A 15,896-nucleotide genomic window follows, 5' to 3' on the forward strand; every position below is an offset into this window, starting at 1 on the left:
TCATACTGAACTTTATTATACTAAAAAAAGAGTGAGGAAGGAATCCCTTCTTCACACTTAGTTTTCTTTATTTGGTTTGGTTCTACGATCCGTTTGACTTTCAATATGCTCTTTCACCAAGGCAACCACCTCATCATTGGTTGGAAGATCCGAGTGCTGAGCATCTTCCCCCGTCACTGTGATCTCCGTATAACTAGCAGCTTGGTTTTGGTAGATATATTTCCCAGCAGAAACACTGGCATCTGGGACCAACTCATCGGAATCATAGGTGATGGTTCCTGCTACTGAATACATATAAAGTGTATTAGGGATGGCTTTTTTTCCCTTGATAAAATCGGCCAACATCTCAGATTTATTTTTAATATTGGTTTCCGTGAAATTATAGGGAGTTCCGATGGTCATGAGTGTCTTGAGATCCACATCATAATCTTCTAGATATTTTTCGATAAAGGCTGTATAAATCAAGCCCCCGTTAGAATGACCCAAGCCCTTGAAATTATTAAAATTGTATTTTTCTTGAAGGGCTTCAAAGGCTTGATTGAATAGTTTAGCCTGCTTTTTAATATTGCTATAGCCATCTTTGTTGTTTTCAAAACCAACCACAATCACTGGTTCATTGTCCTTGGCATCAATACTACCGCTATAGGTGATATTCCCATCATTCCATACCTTGACCTTGAGAAGACTGTGCTTGGTGCCTTGGCGGCCTTGGTTGAGCTTGGTCACCAAACCATCAAAGCGGTTCTCTGTTGCTGAGCTTCCTGGAATCATAATGATGGGCGACAGTTTGGAATTATAAAATTTCTCGATTTTTGAAACATTGGTTCGAGTCCAGCTATAAGAAGGAATGGCTAAACCGATCAAGAAAAGACAGACCAAAGTGAGGACGATGGCTGTTTTTTTAGAGACTTTCATCGCTTTCTCCTTTCACTTTTAGATCTTTTCGAATACGATTTCCCATGCGGACAAATGGTAGATAAAGGAGCACGTCTATCGCAAAACAAAGTATACTCACAGCTAAGGCTCTCAGACTTCCTCCCGTTCCAATGAAAGCATAGAGAAGGCTAGGAGTCCCATCTGCCACTGGATAGACGGCTGCTGGCATAAGCTTAAAGCACAAAGCCACAGCAGCGATGGCCATATTGACCAAGGGGATCAATAAGAAGGGAATCACATATAGAAGATTGAGCAGGACTGGAATCCCTACCATGAAGGGGGCACCGTTATTAAAGAGGCCTGGAAAAATACTGAGGAGACTCACTTTCTTGTCCTTTCGACTGTGGGAGACCAGTAAGATCGCTACCAAAAGTGCTAGGACAGCGCCAATTCCAGCTACCATGCCAAAACTCCGATACAAATTGGTCAAAGTATAGAGATGAGGAATCCCCGTCGTTGTATGATGGGTCACAGCGTAATTCAGATTTTCTAAAGCAAAACTGTCATCCGCAATTGAGTTTAGGGCAAAAGCCTGACTGTTGCCGACCCAAGCTGATAAGCCACTGAAGAGTCCCATGACAAAGGTGGACAGGAGATGATGACTGCTTATAGTCAGAGAACTAAAGAATTGACCGATCATTTGAAAAATACGGTACTGATTGCCAAGAAGGAGGAAAATATTCAGGCTAACCCCTAGAACCAAGGACAAGAAAATGGGACGCACAGTCTTGGGCTGATAGATAAAGTCTTTGTCCACAATCTGGTCGTCACTAGCCTTGGATAGTCGAAAGATTTGTCCGATTAGATAGCCTAAAACAATGGCTAAGAGGATATTTGTCGTCGCAGGTAAGTTAATTCTTGTCAGTTGCCCATCATTGAGTGGTCCCACCAACAATTCCTGAGACCCTACAATCAAGCTGACCAAAAGAGCAGTCACGCCGGCTGTCCCCGTACTTCGACCATAGTGCCCAGCTGTATATTTCCCAGCGAAGTAGGTTGCTAAAGGCCCTGCTAGACCTCCTAGAAAGTTGGAAAAATTAATAAGAACCTGGCTGATAGCTTGATTCCATGGCAACCAACTGTCCATCGAAAAGAGCTGATGGATATAGCCTCGATCAGAAAAGACCGATAAGGCAATCACTCGAATGATTCCTGAAAATAAGAAAAAAGGAAATAAGGAAACCAGGGTTTTCTGGGAAATCTGAATAAAACTTTTTTCTCGTAACCAGAAAAACTTCTGGACTAAATACTTGGTCATGGCGCCCCCTATTGGTGTGTTCACATTGCTTGCTTTCTTCTTATTATATCATAGTGGTGAGCAATCCCTTTCATTTGGAGAAGCATCATATTTTGAGAATACTTTTAAAATTTTCATAATTTTTGAAAAACTCTTTGACAGGGTTCTTCATTTCCACTATACTATTTCTTAGCTAGTAAAATGATGACTCATTTTGATGTCGGACTTGCTCTACTGTTAGCAATTGAGTCTGACAGAAAATCAGATCGCTACGATGAATTTTCATTCCATTTTACAACATGATAGGAAGATTTAGGAGGAATCAGACGTCTATGTCACAAGAAAAAATTTCAGCCAAGGTCTTGTTCGCGATCTTTGCGACAGGGATCCTTTCCTTTTGCGGGGTGGCTGGAGAGACTGCCATGAATATCACCTTCCCGATATTGATGAAGGAATTTGAGATCAATACCGCAACCGTCCAGTGGGTTACGACCATCTATCTTCTAGTGGTTGCCTGTGTAGTCCCCTTATCTGCCTACCTCAAGCGTTCCTTTAAAATGAAGTCCATCTTTTTAGTTGGAAATCTCCTATCTGTTTTAGGTGTTCTCATTGACTTCCTAGCTCCAAGTTTTGGCTTTGTAGTCCTGGGGCGATTGGTCCAAGGAATGGGGGTTGGTTTTGCCCTTCCTCTGATGTTTAATATCATTTTAGAGCAGGTCCCAAAACGCAAGATCGGTCTCATGATGGGAGTGGGGACCTTGATTACAGCCATTGCACCCGCTATTGGGCCTACTGTCGGGGGACTCTTAACAGCTAGCTTCGGCTGGCGGTCCATCTTTTTAGTTCAATTCCCGATCCTTCTGGCTTCACTAGTTGCAGGACTTCGCTCCATTGAGCAAATCAGTAAAGTCAAGCGGGAAACCTTTGATATCGTGAGCCTTCTTGCCATCATTTCCCTTTTCATAGGGTTGATTCTAGGTATTCATGGCCTAGCGGATCATGCGTTCTTCAGTTTTTCTGTGCTTGGTTGGCTGGTGATCGGAACCTTGGGACTGGTCCTTTTGGTCTGGCGGTCCAATCAGTTAGAGAATCCCGTTATCAATCTTTCTATTTTGAAAAATCATCGTCTCACTGGCCATATTCTAGCCTTCTTCACCTTTCAATTAGGCTCTCTTGCCATGAGTTTTCTTCTTCCTAATTATGTCCAATTGGTCAACCACTCAAGCACTACGCTTGCAGCCTTGATGCTGCTTCCAGGGGCCATCATTGGAGCTGGTTTTGCTCCCTTCTCCGGTCTGATTCTAGATAAACTGGGGGCCCGCAAACCGATCCTCCTTGGAGCTGCTTTCATCCTTCTGGCCCATTTTCACTTCACCCTCTTGGGCCTAAAGCTGACAAATGGCTTGATTCTCATCTTTTACATGCTCTTCATGACCGGTATGGGACTTGCCTTCGGCAATATCATGACCAACGGACAGAAACAACTAGCGCTGGATGAGCAACCCGATGCCAATGCGATCTTTAATACCTTGCAACAATTTGCAGGTGCTGTTGGAACAACTCTGGCTTCCTTGATCGTTGCCATGAGCCAAGCCAATCAAAAGCTGGATTTCACCCAAGCCACAGCGAAAGGAAGTCGCAACGGTTTCATGGCCTTATTTGCCTTAGGTATTTTCCAACTCCTTCTCTTATTTTGGGTGGTGGGAAAAGATAATGAAACGAACTAATTTATCTCGTCAAAAAACAGCAGGAAGCCTGCTGTTTTTTGTTATCCTTTCCGCACTCGCGTTAGAATGCCATCAGGATCCTCAAAAATTATGCCACTTCTGCTAAATAAAGCTTGATAGGATAGGGGTATGCCAAATTCTCTCTCCATTTTGCTTGTAATGTCAAATTTTACAACTAAAAGATTCCATTAAATTGTCGAACTTTTATCATTTGAGTTAAAATCCTTGCTTTCTTTTTTAGATTTAATTATAATCATTCTAAATAAGAAATAAGGAGACAAGTATGACTGAAACAAAACATGGAGTAGATGAATCATTTAACGACCGCTTGAATATCTTGAGAGCTGCTGTTCTCGGAGCTAATGATGGGATCATTTCTATTGCTGGGGTGGTTATCGGGGTAGCCAGTGCCACACCAAACATCTGGATTATTTTTCTTTCTGGCTTATCAGCTATTCTGGCAGGTGCCTTTTCGATGGCGGGAGGTGAGTATGTCTCCGTTTCCACACAAAAAGACACAGAAGAAGCCGCTGTTAACCGTGAGCAAGCCTTGTTGGATCGCGATCCAAAGTTAGCTAGAGAATCTCTCTACCATGCTTATCTTCAAAATGGAGAATGCGAAACTTCTGCAAAGATTTTGACAGAGCGCGCCTTTCTCAAACACCCCCTCAAAGCCCTGGTCGAAGAGAAATATGGTATCGAATATGAGGAGTTTACCAATCCTTGGCATGCTGCTGCATCTAGCTTCCTTGCTTTTTCTGTTGGTTCCCTTCCTCCAATGCTCTCTATCATTCTCTTTCCAGTTGCCTATCGCATTCCAGTGACAGTCTTCGTTGTTGGACTATCCTTGATCTTCACTGGCTATACCAGTGCGAAACTGGGAAAAGCTCCAACCAAGCAGGCCATGCTTCGCAACCTGATCATTGGCCTTCTCACCATGGGTGTGACTTACTTCTTCGGACAATTGTTTAGTATTTAAAAAAGCTGAGACTTCTGTCTCAACTTTTGAGGATAAAATCTTCTAAAAAACTTTCCTTAGGTGAGTACGGACGTCAGCGAACTTCATAGAAGTTCCATGACTAATTATTGAGCCTAAGGTCTCAATAATTCCGAGTGCCTGAAACAACTGCGTTTCAGGCACTTTTCTCACAGCGGAAAGTTTTAAATCTCTTTAAATGACTAAAAATAGTAGTCATTATTTTGAAGTTTTATCTATATAGTATAGTTTATGTAAAAAGTAGTTCGCCAACATTCTAGCTGGAACCTAAGTTTCAGCTTTTCTTATGCTTCCAATAGGGCTTGGGCTTGTTTTTCCAATCCTGCGACTGCTTCGTCTGTCAAGACCAATTCACCTGTTGCCCAGGCTTCTGGGTTAACGGTTGTTCCAGTGAAGTCCCCCACTACTTGGGTACGAACGAATGGCAAGAGGGCTTGGTAGGCTGCAAACATTGGCTCGTGTCCTGCATTGGCGACTGAAGAGACTGTTACGATCTTGTCTTGAAGGGCAGATGGACCACGAGTTTCTGATAGGTCAAGCGCACGGCTGAGCCAGTCGATTAAGTTTTTCACCACGCCTGGAATGGCAAAGTTATAAACTGGTGAGAAGATCCAGATGGCATCCGCAGCAAGGACCGCATCACGCGCCGCTTGAACTGCTGGCAAGGTAGGTGTTTCCAAATCTTGGTTCATCATAGGGATGTCCTTGTAGTCCAAGTAAGTTACTGTTGCTTTTCCTTCAAGAAGGCTTTCTGCTTTCTGAGCCATTTGGTGGTTGAAAGATCCTTGGCGGAGGGATCCGACGATAAATAAAATGTTTTTCATAGATGTTTCCTCTTTCCGTTGTATGATTATTTGTTACAATAGCTATTATACAGGATCGAAATGTAATTTCAAGGACTACAACTTGTGATTTACTAACTCTTATTACATTTACTAAGCGAGTTTTAAGAGGATAGATGCTAAAAACCCCTGCTCACATGTTTGGTCTCCTTCTAAAATCTCAACGGACTCTACGAGCATATCCAATGATTTCGTGTAGGGAATCCCCTCACTCCTGCCATTCGAAAAAATTGCAGAAAAGAGGCTGGGACAAAAGTCCTAGCCTCTCAATTGTCTTTGGATTGTCGAGCAAGACGCAGTGGTTGAGTGGGCTCTACTACGCTGATTTCATCAGCTTTTACAGCCCTACTCAATTGTGCGGAGGTGGGACGACGAAATCAAATTCTAACGAATGACCGATTTTTGTCCCAGCCTCCTCTCTTTTAGGCATGCTCCAATCCTTTTCGTGTGTTTTCCTTGATGGTTTCGGCTGAATGGAGTAATTTTTCTTTTTCTTCTTCTGTCAAATGCAGGTCCAATCGTTCGATAATTCCTTTTCGACCTACAATCGCTGGGTAGCCAAGATAGGTTCCGTATTCTGGGCGATAATTAGATACAGGCATTTCTTCGTGGCTATCATTGATCACAGCTTCTGCTAAGCGTTGGGCTGCTGCAGCAATTCCAAAATTGGTATAGAATTTGCCAAAAAAGACAGTATGACCACCACGCAAGGACTCGTAGTTGATGGCATCAAGCTCTTCTTGAGAGAAGAGATCGGTAATAGCGTGTCCTTTGACACGGACCTGACTCCAAGCAACAAATTGAGAATTTCCATGCTCACCAAGGTTATAGCCTGATACACTAGCAGGATTCACTTGCAAGCGATCTGCGACGGCGCGCTTCATGCGAGCTGTATCCAGCAAGGTCCCCGTCCCAATCACCTGCTCTTTTGGAAGGCCGGTGTATTGTTGGTAGAGTTGAGTGACTGCATCGACCGGATTGGTCACTACCAATAAGACCCCGCTAAAGCCAGAAGCCTTCAAATCACGCGCTACTTGCACCACTTGCTTGCTAGTAAAAGGAAGCTCCGCAAAACGGTCATCTGTGTTATTAGCCTGCAACTCGATATTTCCAAGAGTCGACACCACAACATCCGCATCTTTTAAAGCCGCGTAGTCATTAACCGTGATATGAACCGGATACCCCGTATTGGCAACTGTATCACAGAAATCCAAGGCATCTGCCTTGACCTTTTTCTCATTGGTATCAATCAAGACCAAGTGATCACAGGTGTGTTTCAAAATCATGCTGTGGGCCAAGGTCGCACCCACATGCCCCAAACCAATAATACCAATTTTTCTTGTCATCAGAATCCTCTTTTCTAGTATCGATCACACTGTTGGTGAGGATAGCTCTTTGTTGACTCTATTCTACCACAATTCTAGAAAGGCGGATTGAAAAAAACGGGAAAATTTTCAAGTTTTTCAAAAAAGAAAAGAGGCGATGCCTCCGTTAACGACTTAGGAAAGAAGAGTCTCAATTTCTTCAATGGACAAGCCCGTCATCTCTGAGACAAGATCAGGCGTCGTCCCGCGTGAGACCATTTCGCGGATTAACTGTTTACGCCCTTGCTCTAGACCTTCTTCGCGTGCTTCGTCTATGGCTGTCTCCATGGTCATATCATAATTTTCTTGAATCCGAATTCGCTCGTCTATCATGATCTTCTCCTCCTTGGTCCAGCCCAATCTTACCCTAACATAGATTTGATTTCTTCCAGCGACAAGCCCGTCATTTCTGAGACAAGCTCAGGCGTCATCCCTCGTGAGACCATTTCGCAGATTAACTGTTTGCGCCCTTCTTCACGCGCTTCATCAATAGCCGTCTCCAGGGTCATATCATAATTTTCTTGAATCCGAATTCGCTCGTCTATCATGGTCTTCTCCTCCTTGGTCCAGCTAGATGAATCTAGTAATGAATCTGCGTGGGCTACAGCCTGACTGGGAACTTTTGTAAAGGGAAGATTCCCAAAAAACTCCAACCACTGTCTACCTGCATCTGTCAGATTCTCATCTTTATTATACTTGTCTAGCTCTAAAAAGGCAACCTGCAGAAGATTTTGGTGCTTACCATTTTTATAATAGGCCTTGAGTTGCTTGCCAGACCGGCTATTGGTCAGCCAGTATTTATTGATGGCAGCCTCTTCGTCCAGTAAGAGCGACTTCTCCAAAATCGCAATCCCATAGACGGGCTCCATCTGCTCGTACATCTTATGTGTCTGTCCTTGCTGTCGCAGTTTTTGTACATTCTCCACCAGCTGATTGGCCAGATAATAATGGAACCGATTCAAAAAATACTGCTGCTTGCGAATCTGGATCTCGATGATCACCTCGGTCCCATCATGAAGCTTGGCTCTCACATCCACCGCAGTGGAGAACAAGTCATCCTCCTCATAGGCCATGCTGTGAGGCTGGCTTCCCTCCACAATCTGAGCGTCCGCCACATCCAGCTCTAAAATATCTCGAATAAATGCTGCCGTCACCTCTGGCAAACTAAAAATCTTCTTGGCCATGATGTCCAAGGTCGGCGATACATGCGCGTGTCTTTTCTGCATCCCTGCTCCTTTTCGATAAAAAATAGAGGAGAGGTCCCTCTACTTTTATAATTCGAAAAAAATTTAGGGAATAGTTAAACCTCTTCTGTTTTTCCTATCCACTTATCAATAAGATTCTTAATTATCAAGCCCAAACTTTGTTAATGTTGAATCGATCTTTCTATTAGGTTATTTTTCATAGATTAACGATCAAATATCTGAGTATACTTCTACTAATGTTTGTATCTTTTGTAAAACTTCTTGTTTCTTACGTTCACGAGCTCCTTGTCTACGAGAAGTCGGTGGAATAATCGAATCCAAGTCAGCTCCACTATTCTCAGCATAACCACGTTGAATAGATCTATCAATAAATAACTGATAATCTTTCACAAGCTTTTCAGACTCTGCCAATTCACGAATAGCGACTGCTTTACGTTCTTTACCATAAGCGTAGAATGCATTGATAATCTCATCATGATCTTTCAAACTCGCTAAATCAGTATCATTAATAAAACCAATTACCAACTCTTCCTTAGCACGAATATCAATACTTGAGCGGATGACACGGCTAACTTCAGCTTTCATTGTTTCCTTAGACTCAGAGTTCTTCGATTTTTCGACAATCAAAGCAAGGATATAGTCTAGATTAATCTCATCTGTTTTTAAGAGTTCAATCTCAAATTCAATATCTGAAAGGTCAACACCTAAGTCTTTTGTTCTTTCGTAATTTTTAAGGTTTAAGAATTCATCTCGAATTTCTACATAAGAACTCCTTAAATCTTGGAGATAACCTTCCGAGATAGGTTTATCGATTTCTTGAAACTCATCATAATTTCGAAGGACATTATCAAGCTTCAGAAACTCACCAAATAACTTAACAAATTCTTTTTTATCATGTTCTGTTTCAATTTCTTGTGGATTAGGGAATCTTTCCAGAATTTCCTGACAGACTTCTGTATAACCTTTGACCTTAATACTCGTTACCTGATCCACGAAACCATCCATGTATTCGCTAAAACTTTTTTCTAAGATAATATCAAGTTTATTGGTATCCCCAAAGGTTTTGATAGCTTCTTGCGTAGCCTTTTCTAAATCACGGAAACAAACGATATTACCAAAAGGTTTAACCTCGTTAAAAATTCGATTGGTTCTCGAGAATGCCTGAATCAATCCATGATAACGAAGATTTTTATCTACAAAGAGAGTATTCATGGTTGGAGCATCAAATCCTGTCAAGAACATACCAACGACAATTAGTAAATCCACTTCCTTAGATTTAACTCGTTTAGAAAGGTCACGATAGTAATTTTGAAACTCTTTCCCATCAGTCGAAAAGTTGGTCTTGAACATTTGATTATAGTCGTAAATTGCTTTAGAAAGAAACTCTTTAGATGAAAGAGGCATAGCTGCATCTTGAGGATCTAGCTCTTCATCTTGAATCTCACCATAAGCTGACTGCTCTTCGTTAGGCGCAAAGCTAAAGATCGTTGCGACCTTCAAACGCTTAGACTCTGGTAATTCTGCTTGTTGTCGTTGAAGTTCTTCATAGTATAATTTCGCAGCTTCAATACTTTGTACTGCTAACATAGCATTAAAACCTTGCATCTTCTTTTGTTTATGAGTGTAATATATACTCCGATGCGTCTTATCATTATAAACTCTCAAAAGGTACTCTGTGATAGTTGCTATCCGTTCTGGATGCAAAAGGAGTTCCTTCTCCATCTTTTTGAGCTTCTTCTCATCAAGCTCTCGGCCTACCGCTTTTTCCGCTTCTCTATACTTATTGATTTCAGGTTTGATATAGTTATAGTCAACCTTGAACTTCAGGACCTTTTTGTCCCGAATAGCATCTGTGATAACGTAGTTATGAAGTTGCTCTCCAAAAACCTCTTGTGTTGTTTCTCCCGTTAAGCTATTTTCTGGGAAAATCGGAGTCCCTGTAAACCCAAATAAGGCATACTGTCTAAAAGCTTTTTTAAGCCGTTTTTGTGCTTTCCCAAACTGAGAGCGATGGCACTCGTCAAAAATCAAGACACATTTCTTACTATAGATCTCATGATTTGGATTTGCTGTTATAAATTTATTTAACTTTTGAATAGTTGTGACAACAATTCGATCATCATTTTCTTCAATACTACGTTGGAGTTCTTTTGTATTGTTACTACCATTGACTGAATTTGGTTGGAATTTTTGATATTCCTTCATGGTTTGATAGTCTAGGTCTTTTCTATCCACCACAAAAATGACTTTATCAATATAGTCCAACTCTGTGGCCAATCGAGCAGTTTTAAAACTAGTCAATGTTTTTCCAGAACCCGTCGTATGCCAGATATAACCACAGGCATTGATAGTACCAAAATTCTTCATTTCATTCGTGGAATGAATCTTTCGTAAAATACTCTCTGTTGCTGCTATCTGATATGGGCGCATGATGAGTAATGTATTATCAGCATCAAACACACAATACTTGGTCAAGACTTCCAAGAGAACTCGTTTGCTCAAAAAGGTAACAGTAAAGTCCTCGAGGTCATGAATGATTTTATTTTTTCTGTCTGCCCATTCACAGGTGAACTCATAATGATTTTTATTTTGAGCTGTCGTGTTGGCAAAGTAGCGTGTATAAGTCCCATTGGAAATAACAAAAATCTGAATATACTTATACAAAGAATTTTCGCTATTGAAGCTTTCCTTGCTATATCTATGGATTTGTTCAAAAGCTTTTTTAAGACTAACCCCTCGTCTCTTTAATTCAATCTGAACTAACGGCAGACCATTCACTAAAATAGTAACATCATAACGGTTGATATGACTACCCACTTGGGTTACCTGATTGATGACCTGCATGCTATTGTTATGAATATTCTTCTTGTCAATGATAAAGATATTCTTAATCCGTCCATCATCGAAGACAAAGTCATAGATATAATTCTCTTGAATTTTTCGAGTTTTTTCAACTAATCCTTCATTGGGACAGTCTAAATACTCTAGCACAAAGCGATCCCACTCAGCATCCGAAAAAGTCACCTTATTAAGTTTTTCTATTTGCACCTTGGCATTTGCTAAGAGCTCTTCAGGTGTATGAATAGTTAAGCGCTCATAATTGAGATGATTCGACAAGTCAGAAATCAACTGATTTTCTAAATCAGCCTCTGTCTGATATTCTCTATCCGTGCGATACTCTGGTTGATACTCAGCCAAGAGAATCCCTTCATTTGTTTCCGCAATTACTTCATGTATTTTTGAATAGTCAACCATAGCATGCTTCCTTTTTGTTTTAATTGAGATTCTTTCTCAAAATGATTAAAGACTTTATCTAGTAAAGTTTAATAATTGTTCTCGCCAGTATTCATACTGTTTCTGTCTTAGTTCTATTTCTTTTGGCAGACCTTCAGAAAGAGAATTGGTTAAGGTGTTGAAATGGTCAAGAATGGAGACAATACTTTCTTGTTCTGTAATGGATGGAACTACAATTTGAAATTTTTCCATATCCTTAGAATTGATTCGAACAACTTTTGTCCCAGTCACTTTTCTTTCCTTTTGAGATTGAAACGAAATCGATCTTAGCCAATAATTCAAGTACCGTGAATTTTGACTTGTACGAATGATATAACTATCTCCAGAAATTCCAATCTCTTCTTTTCCTTCCCAAACAATTGCTTTCCCGACATCTTCAACATTCTCAGATGTAGTTGCCATTACCAAATCATTTGGTTGGGCTTTTTTTAACTTTTTAAACACCATTTCACTAGTTTTGGAGAAAGTGTGAACTACTGTAAAATCATATTTAGTGTAAATTTGTCCATAGTGGATAACAGATCTTCCAACTTGGGTAAAATCTTTCTTCTGAAGACCATTTCCTCTTACAAATTCACAAATACTACCCAACTCCACTCGAATTGGTCCAAATACCCAGTTCAAGAGCCTAATGATGTCTTGTCTGTACTGTACTGTCAGTGTACTCGCCTTCGGCGACGAATGTCAAGAGTTTATCTCGGAAATATTCGTACTGTTTTTGACGCAGTTCAATCTCCTTAGGCAGTCCGATATTTAAGTCGTTACAAACCATATCAAAGTTGTCCAGAACTTGAACAATACGAGACTGGATTTCTAGAGAAGGTATTGGGATTTTTACATTTTTCAAACTATTCGCATTAAACTGGGGCTGACCTGCCTTTGAAACCAAATTATTAGCCTGTTTCCAGTACAATTCACTCTTTGAAAAGTGCCAATAGTATCTCGAATTCAACTTCTCTGATGGAGTAATTTTTATTAAGAAAGAGGCATACGCGCTAGTTTCATCAGTATCAATAAATAGAGTTTTCCCATATGTAGCACCCGTTCTAGCCATCAATAAGTCACCATGTTTTACTAGATAGTTTCTAGATTCTTCGGTTAAGGAAATATATTTTTTATCATTCGACTTGAGATAGCCATTTTCATCAATATCAGTAATTCGAATAAATCTAATATCTCCCGTCTCTTTTGCTTTATCAGTATAGCCATAATTAAATTTAGCTACTTCCCCTAGCGTCTTCCACTCAACCTGATAAACTTCATCTTCAAATGATAAGAGTTTATCTCGATAAAAAGAGTATTGCTTTTTACGTGAGGTCAATTCTGAGGTCAATTCTGAGGTCAATTCTGTAACATACTCTGTCATTTTGTCAAGTATTTGCACGATTTTTTCTTGAATTTTTATAGGAGGGACGGGAATTAATAGTTTAGTTAATTTATCAGATTTTAACGCAGGTATACCGGCGCCGTGTTGAAAATCCATAAGATATTTTTGATTCATTTTTAAAAAATGATATACAAATCTATTTTTCACTTGAGTTTCATCGGGAAGTATATAATAGCAGTGAGCATTAGCCCAAAATTTAGTCTCTACAAAATTGACAAAACCTGCAGAAGCACCACCTTGACTTACAATAATTGTATTAGCTTCGACATTGTAATCATTAGTTCTTCCTGAATAAGTTTGTCCTCCATTATACGCAGGATATAATCCATCATCTATCAACAGATTCTTGTTTAGCTGCTTACCTTTATTAACAGAACAAACTACTCCCAACTCTTTCCACTCAACGGGGCAGCTCTGGATTTCTTCTAGGATATTCATGATTTACCTCCTAGTTCCTCTACAATTTTATCTATCTCTGCACGCAAGTGGTCAATTCTGGCAACAGTCTCAGCGATTTCTTTATTGAGAACATCTATATCAATCTTCTCACGTGTATCTTCTTGTTCGACATAGGTAGATACGGAAAGGTTATAATCCTGCTCTGAACCAATCACTTCATTATCAACAAGAGCTGATTTGTAGTCCACACTTTGATAATTAGTAAATAATTCAACGATATGATCGATATTGTCATCCGTTAAGACATTGTTATTGGTCTCTTTTTTGAATTCCTTACTCGCATCGATAAAGAGGGTTTTATTTTCTAGCTTATTCTTCGCCAACACTAAAATCGTAGTTGCAATAGGGGTTCCGAAGAAGAGATTATCAGGCAGAGCAATCACTGCTTCAACAAAGTTGTTATCAACTAGATACTGACGAATGGTCTTCTCAGCACCACCACGATAGAAAATACCTGGGAAACAGACAATAGCTGCTCGACCTTTGTTAGACAAATGATTGAGACTATGCATGATAAAGGCAAAGTCAGCTTTTGACTTAGGAGCTAGTTTCCCTGCTGGCGCAAAACGGTCATCGTTTATGAGAGTTGGGTCTCCATCTCCTACCCATTTGACAGAGTAAGGAGGGTTAGAAACAATCGCATCAAATGGTTTTTCATCCAAATGCTGAGGATTTAAAAGGGTGTCTCCTCGCTTGATATCGAAGTTATTGTAGTTGATATTGTGCAAGAACATATTCATACGGGCCAAGTTATAGTTGGTCATATTGATTTCTTGACCAAAGAAACCATACTCCAAGATATGGTCTTCGTATTGCTTTTTCATCTGAAGCAAGAGCGAACCCGACCCACATGTTGGATCGTAGACCTTGTTAATTTTCGCCTTACCAACCATAACCAAACGAGCCAGTAATTTAGAAACTGTCTGAGGTGTGAAGAATTCACCACCACTTTTACCAGCATTACTCGCATAGTTTGAAATCAAGAACTCATAGGCATCTCCAAAGGCATCAATGTCATTTTCCTCAAAGTTGCCAAAGTTAATGCTATTGATACCATTAAGAATATCAGAAAGACGTTTATTTTTTTCTGGGACAGTACCACCAAGGATGTTACTTCGTGTGTCCAAATTATCAAATAATCCTTTGATATCATCCTCAGACTTGAATCCAATCGCTGATTTCTCAATATCTTGGAAAATATTGGCTAAATCTTCGTTTAAATTTTCATTTTGTGAAGCATTTTTGACGACATTCTCAAACAATTGACTAGGAAGGATAAAAAATCCCTTATCCTCAACTGTCCCTGGTTTGAAATCTCGCTCAGCTTCTTGGTCACTCAAATCAGCATAACGAAATTCTAAATCTCCAGCCTCGTGCTCGGCATGATCAAAATAATCAGCCATATGCTCAGAAATAAAGCGATAAAATAGAATTCCAAGTATGTACTGCTTGAAATCCCAACCGTCTACTGCTCCACGAACAGCGTCTGCAATCGCCCAAATTTTACGGTGAAGCTCCTTGCGCTCTGCATTTTCTTTACTTGCCATTTTTACTTTCCTTAATTAATCTATTATCCTTTCTATTTTATCATATTTTAGATACTAAAAACCATTCGTAATAATTTGAGTACGAATGGTTTAGCTTACATTTTTACTTAATCAATGATTAGTCTAGTTGAATCCCTTTTTCTGCTAGATTCTCCAGGCATTCACGAAGGTAAGTAACCCGGTGCTCGGGATAGATAGGGGTGCTCAAAGCTTCCTCTTCCAGTTCTGGATAGGCTGGGCAGGTCTTGCCTCGGTAGGTCGGCTCCCACCACTGGACTGACCTTGTAGCCACGAGCGGTCATCTCCTCCATGATCAGGCGGTGATAGGCATAGAGGCGATAGGGCGAGTAGTCAAAGACATAGTTGACCGTCGCGTGCTTCTTGCCCCAGCCATTACCCCTTAGGGCGCAGCATTCCCGGTGTTGGCCCAGGAGCTGGGGACGAGGGAGTTTGGGAATCAAGTCTTGGTGCCAGAGTCTCATCTATTGCCCTCCTAGCAGCGTCGAATCTTGTAAGTAGCGATTAGGGTAGCGCTCAAGGAGGGTCTGGATTCCCTTGATAAGATCCTCTTGCTGGGCTTGTCCATGCTGATACTTCTCAAGTAGCAACATAAAGTCTGCCTTTTCCTCTGCAGTCGCCTGCTTTTTGAAATAGCCCCAGATATGCTGGAAGGCATTGGAGACTTGGCCACGATTTTCCGGCAAGGCTAGCGCTTGCTGGATCAGGCCCTCGACATAGCTGACCTCCACCTGGTCTTGTTTGGGGTATTCTCGGATTTCCTTGTAGATATTACTCGAACGACTCAGCACCAGGTATTTATTTTTCGCCCATAGGACTTGGCAGTGATGTTTTTGATCCACTCTTGTCTCCTTTAGTTCTTCTCTCTAAATAGTCCTCCCAT

The 15,896-nt window shown here is 40.7% G+C and carries 13 protein-coding genes and 1 pseudogene; 2 read left to right on the forward strand and 12 right to left on the reverse strand.

Translation table 11 applies throughout. From position 1 onward, the window contains the following. Nucleotides 1–57 precede the first annotated feature (57 nt). Both ACVC7Q_RS04155 and ACVC7Q_RS04160 read right to left on the reverse strand, forming a co-directional pair. Nucleotides 58–915 (reverse strand): alpha/beta hydrolase, encoded by an 858-nt coding sequence (locus ACVC7Q_RS04155; protein WP_447264947.1) that lies wholly within the window; start codon nucleotides 913–915, stop codon nucleotides 58–60. Next, nucleotides 902–2,194 carry a PTS transporter subunit EIIC gene (locus tag ACVC7Q_RS04160; protein WP_447264948.1) on the reverse strand — a complete coding sequence of 431 codons (1,293 nt, stop codon included), beginning with the start codon at nucleotides 2,192–2,194 and terminating at the stop codon, nucleotides 902–904. Before ACVC7Q_RS04160 ends, ACVC7Q_RS04155 begins: the two co-directional genes overlap by 14 nt. A gap of 311 nt (nucleotides 2,195–2,505) precedes the next feature. Between ACVC7Q_RS04160 and ACVC7Q_RS04165 the strand changes: the two genes are divergently transcribed. Together ACVC7Q_RS04165 and ACVC7Q_RS04170 are read left to right on the forward strand one after the other, a co-directional pair. Continuing rightward, entirely contained in the window at nucleotides 2,506–3,900 is a 1,395-nt protein-coding gene (locus tag ACVC7Q_RS04165; RefSeq protein ID WP_447264949.1) for an MFS transporter, read from the forward strand. Nucleotides 3,901–4,183: 283 nt separating this feature from the next. Next, nucleotides 4,184–4,879: a VIT1/CCC1 transporter family protein gene (locus ACVC7Q_RS04170; RefSeq protein ID WP_447264950.1), complete on the forward strand. Its 696-nt coding sequence runs from the start codon at nucleotides 4,184–4,186 to the stop codon at nucleotides 4,877–4,879. A gap of 302 nt (nucleotides 4,880–5,181) precedes the next feature. Here ACVC7Q_RS04170 and ACVC7Q_RS04175 read toward each other — a convergent pair whose 3' ends face one another. The 10 genes and pseudogenes from ACVC7Q_RS04175 to ACVC7Q_RS04220 form a co-directional block, all read right to left on the reverse strand. Beyond that, nucleotides 5,182–5,721, reverse strand: a complete 540-nt coding sequence (locus ACVC7Q_RS04175; RefSeq protein WP_447264951.1) for an NADPH-dependent FMN reductase — start codon at nucleotides 5,719–5,721, stop codon at nucleotides 5,182–5,184. A gap of 440 nt (nucleotides 5,722–6,161) precedes the next feature. Next, a complete protein-coding gene (locus ACVC7Q_RS04180) occupies nucleotides 6,162–7,085 on the reverse strand; it encodes an L-lactate dehydrogenase (RefSeq protein ID WP_447264952.1) in 924 nt (307 codons plus the stop codon). Between the two features lie 153 nt (nucleotides 7,086–7,238). After that, on the reverse strand, nucleotides 7,239–7,436 hold the full coding sequence (locus tag ACVC7Q_RS04185) for a transposase (RefSeq protein ID WP_447264953.1): 198 nt from the start codon (nucleotides 7,434–7,436) through the stop codon (nucleotides 7,239–7,241). 29 nt (nucleotides 7,437–7,465) lie between these two features. Beyond that, nucleotides 7,466–8,329, reverse strand: coding sequence for an Rpn family recombination-promoting nuclease/putative transposase (locus ACVC7Q_RS04190; RefSeq protein WP_447264954.1), 864 nt, complete (start codon nucleotides 8,327–8,329; stop codon nucleotides 7,466–7,468). Nucleotides 8,330–8,518: 189 nt separating this feature from the next. Next, entirely contained in the window at nucleotides 8,519–11,563 is a 3,045-nt protein-coding gene (locus ACVC7Q_RS04195) for a type I restriction endonuclease subunit R (protein WP_447264955.1), read from the reverse strand. A gap of 54 nt (nucleotides 11,564–11,617) precedes the next feature. After that, on the reverse strand, nucleotides 11,618–12,226 hold the full coding sequence (locus ACVC7Q_RS04200) for a restriction endonuclease subunit S (RefSeq protein ID WP_447264956.1): 609 nt from the start codon (nucleotides 12,224–12,226) through the stop codon (nucleotides 11,618–11,620). A gap of 4 nt (nucleotides 12,227–12,230) precedes the next feature. Continuing rightward, on the reverse strand, nucleotides 12,231–13,427 hold the full coding sequence (locus ACVC7Q_RS04205; protein ID WP_447264957.1) for a restriction endonuclease subunit S: 1,197 nt from the start codon (nucleotides 13,425–13,427) through the stop codon (nucleotides 12,231–12,233). Beyond that, nucleotides 13,424–14,995, reverse strand: a complete 1,572-nt coding sequence (locus ACVC7Q_RS04210; protein ID WP_447264958.1) for a type I restriction-modification system subunit M — start codon at nucleotides 14,993–14,995, stop codon at nucleotides 13,424–13,426. Before ACVC7Q_RS04210 ends, ACVC7Q_RS04205 begins: the two co-directional genes overlap by 4 nt. A 118-nt stretch (nucleotides 14,996–15,113) precedes the next feature. Further along, nucleotides 15,114–15,477: pseudogene (locus tag ACVC7Q_RS04215) on the reverse strand (TIGR02328 family protein). Then, nucleotides 15,478–15,855: a YbgA family protein gene (locus ACVC7Q_RS04220; protein WP_447264959.1), complete on the reverse strand. Its 378-nt coding sequence runs from the start codon at nucleotides 15,853–15,855 to the stop codon at nucleotides 15,478–15,480. It abuts the pseudogene before it with no gap. Between the last annotated feature and the right edge of the window lie 41 nt (nucleotides 15,856–15,896).

The organism is Streptococcus sp. W151, from assembly GCF_053010205.1.

Excerpts from the sequence above, each read along its gene's own strand:
- ACVC7Q_RS04180 (WP_447264952.1), bottom strand. The coding sequence starts at position 7,085 with ATGACAAGAAAAATTGGTATTATTGGTTTGGGGCATGTGGGTGCGACC.
- ACVC7Q_RS04170 (WP_447264950.1), top strand. The coding sequence starts at position 4,184 with ATGACTGAAACAAAACATGGAGTAGATGAATCATTTAACGACCGCTTG.
- ACVC7Q_RS04190 (WP_447264954.1), bottom strand. The coding sequence starts at position 8,329 with ATGCAGAAAAGACACGCGCATGTATCGCCGACCTTGGACATCATGGCC.
- ACVC7Q_RS04165 (WP_447264949.1), top strand. The coding sequence starts at position 2,506 with ATGTCACAAGAAAAAATTTCAGCCAAGGTCTTGTTCGCGATCTTTGCG.
- ACVC7Q_RS04160 (WP_447264948.1), bottom strand. The coding sequence starts at position 2,194 with ATGACCAAGTATTTAGTCCAGAAGTTTTTCTGGTTACGAGAAAAAAGT.
- ACVC7Q_RS04205 (WP_447264957.1), bottom strand. The coding sequence starts at position 13,427 with ATGAATATCCTAGAAGAAATCCAGAGCTGCCCCGTTGAGTGGAAAGAG.
- ACVC7Q_RS04155 (WP_447264947.1), bottom strand. The coding sequence starts at position 915 with ATGAAAGTCTCTAAAAAAACAGCCATCGTCCTCACTTTGGTCTGTCTT.
- ACVC7Q_RS04210 (WP_447264958.1), bottom strand. The coding sequence starts at position 14,995 with ATGGCAAGTAAAGAAAATGCAGAGCGCAAGGAGCTTCACCGTAAAATT.
- ACVC7Q_RS04195 (WP_447264955.1), bottom strand. The coding sequence starts at position 11,563 with ATGGTTGACTATTCAAAAATACATGAAGTAATTGCGGAAACAAATGAA.
- ACVC7Q_RS04175 (WP_447264951.1), bottom strand. The coding sequence starts at position 5,721 with ATGAAAAACATTTTATTTATCGTCGGATCCCTCCGCCAAGGATCTTTC.
- ACVC7Q_RS04185 (WP_447264953.1), bottom strand. The coding sequence starts at position 7,436 with ATGATAGACGAGCGAATTCGGATTCAAGAAAATTATGATATGACCATG.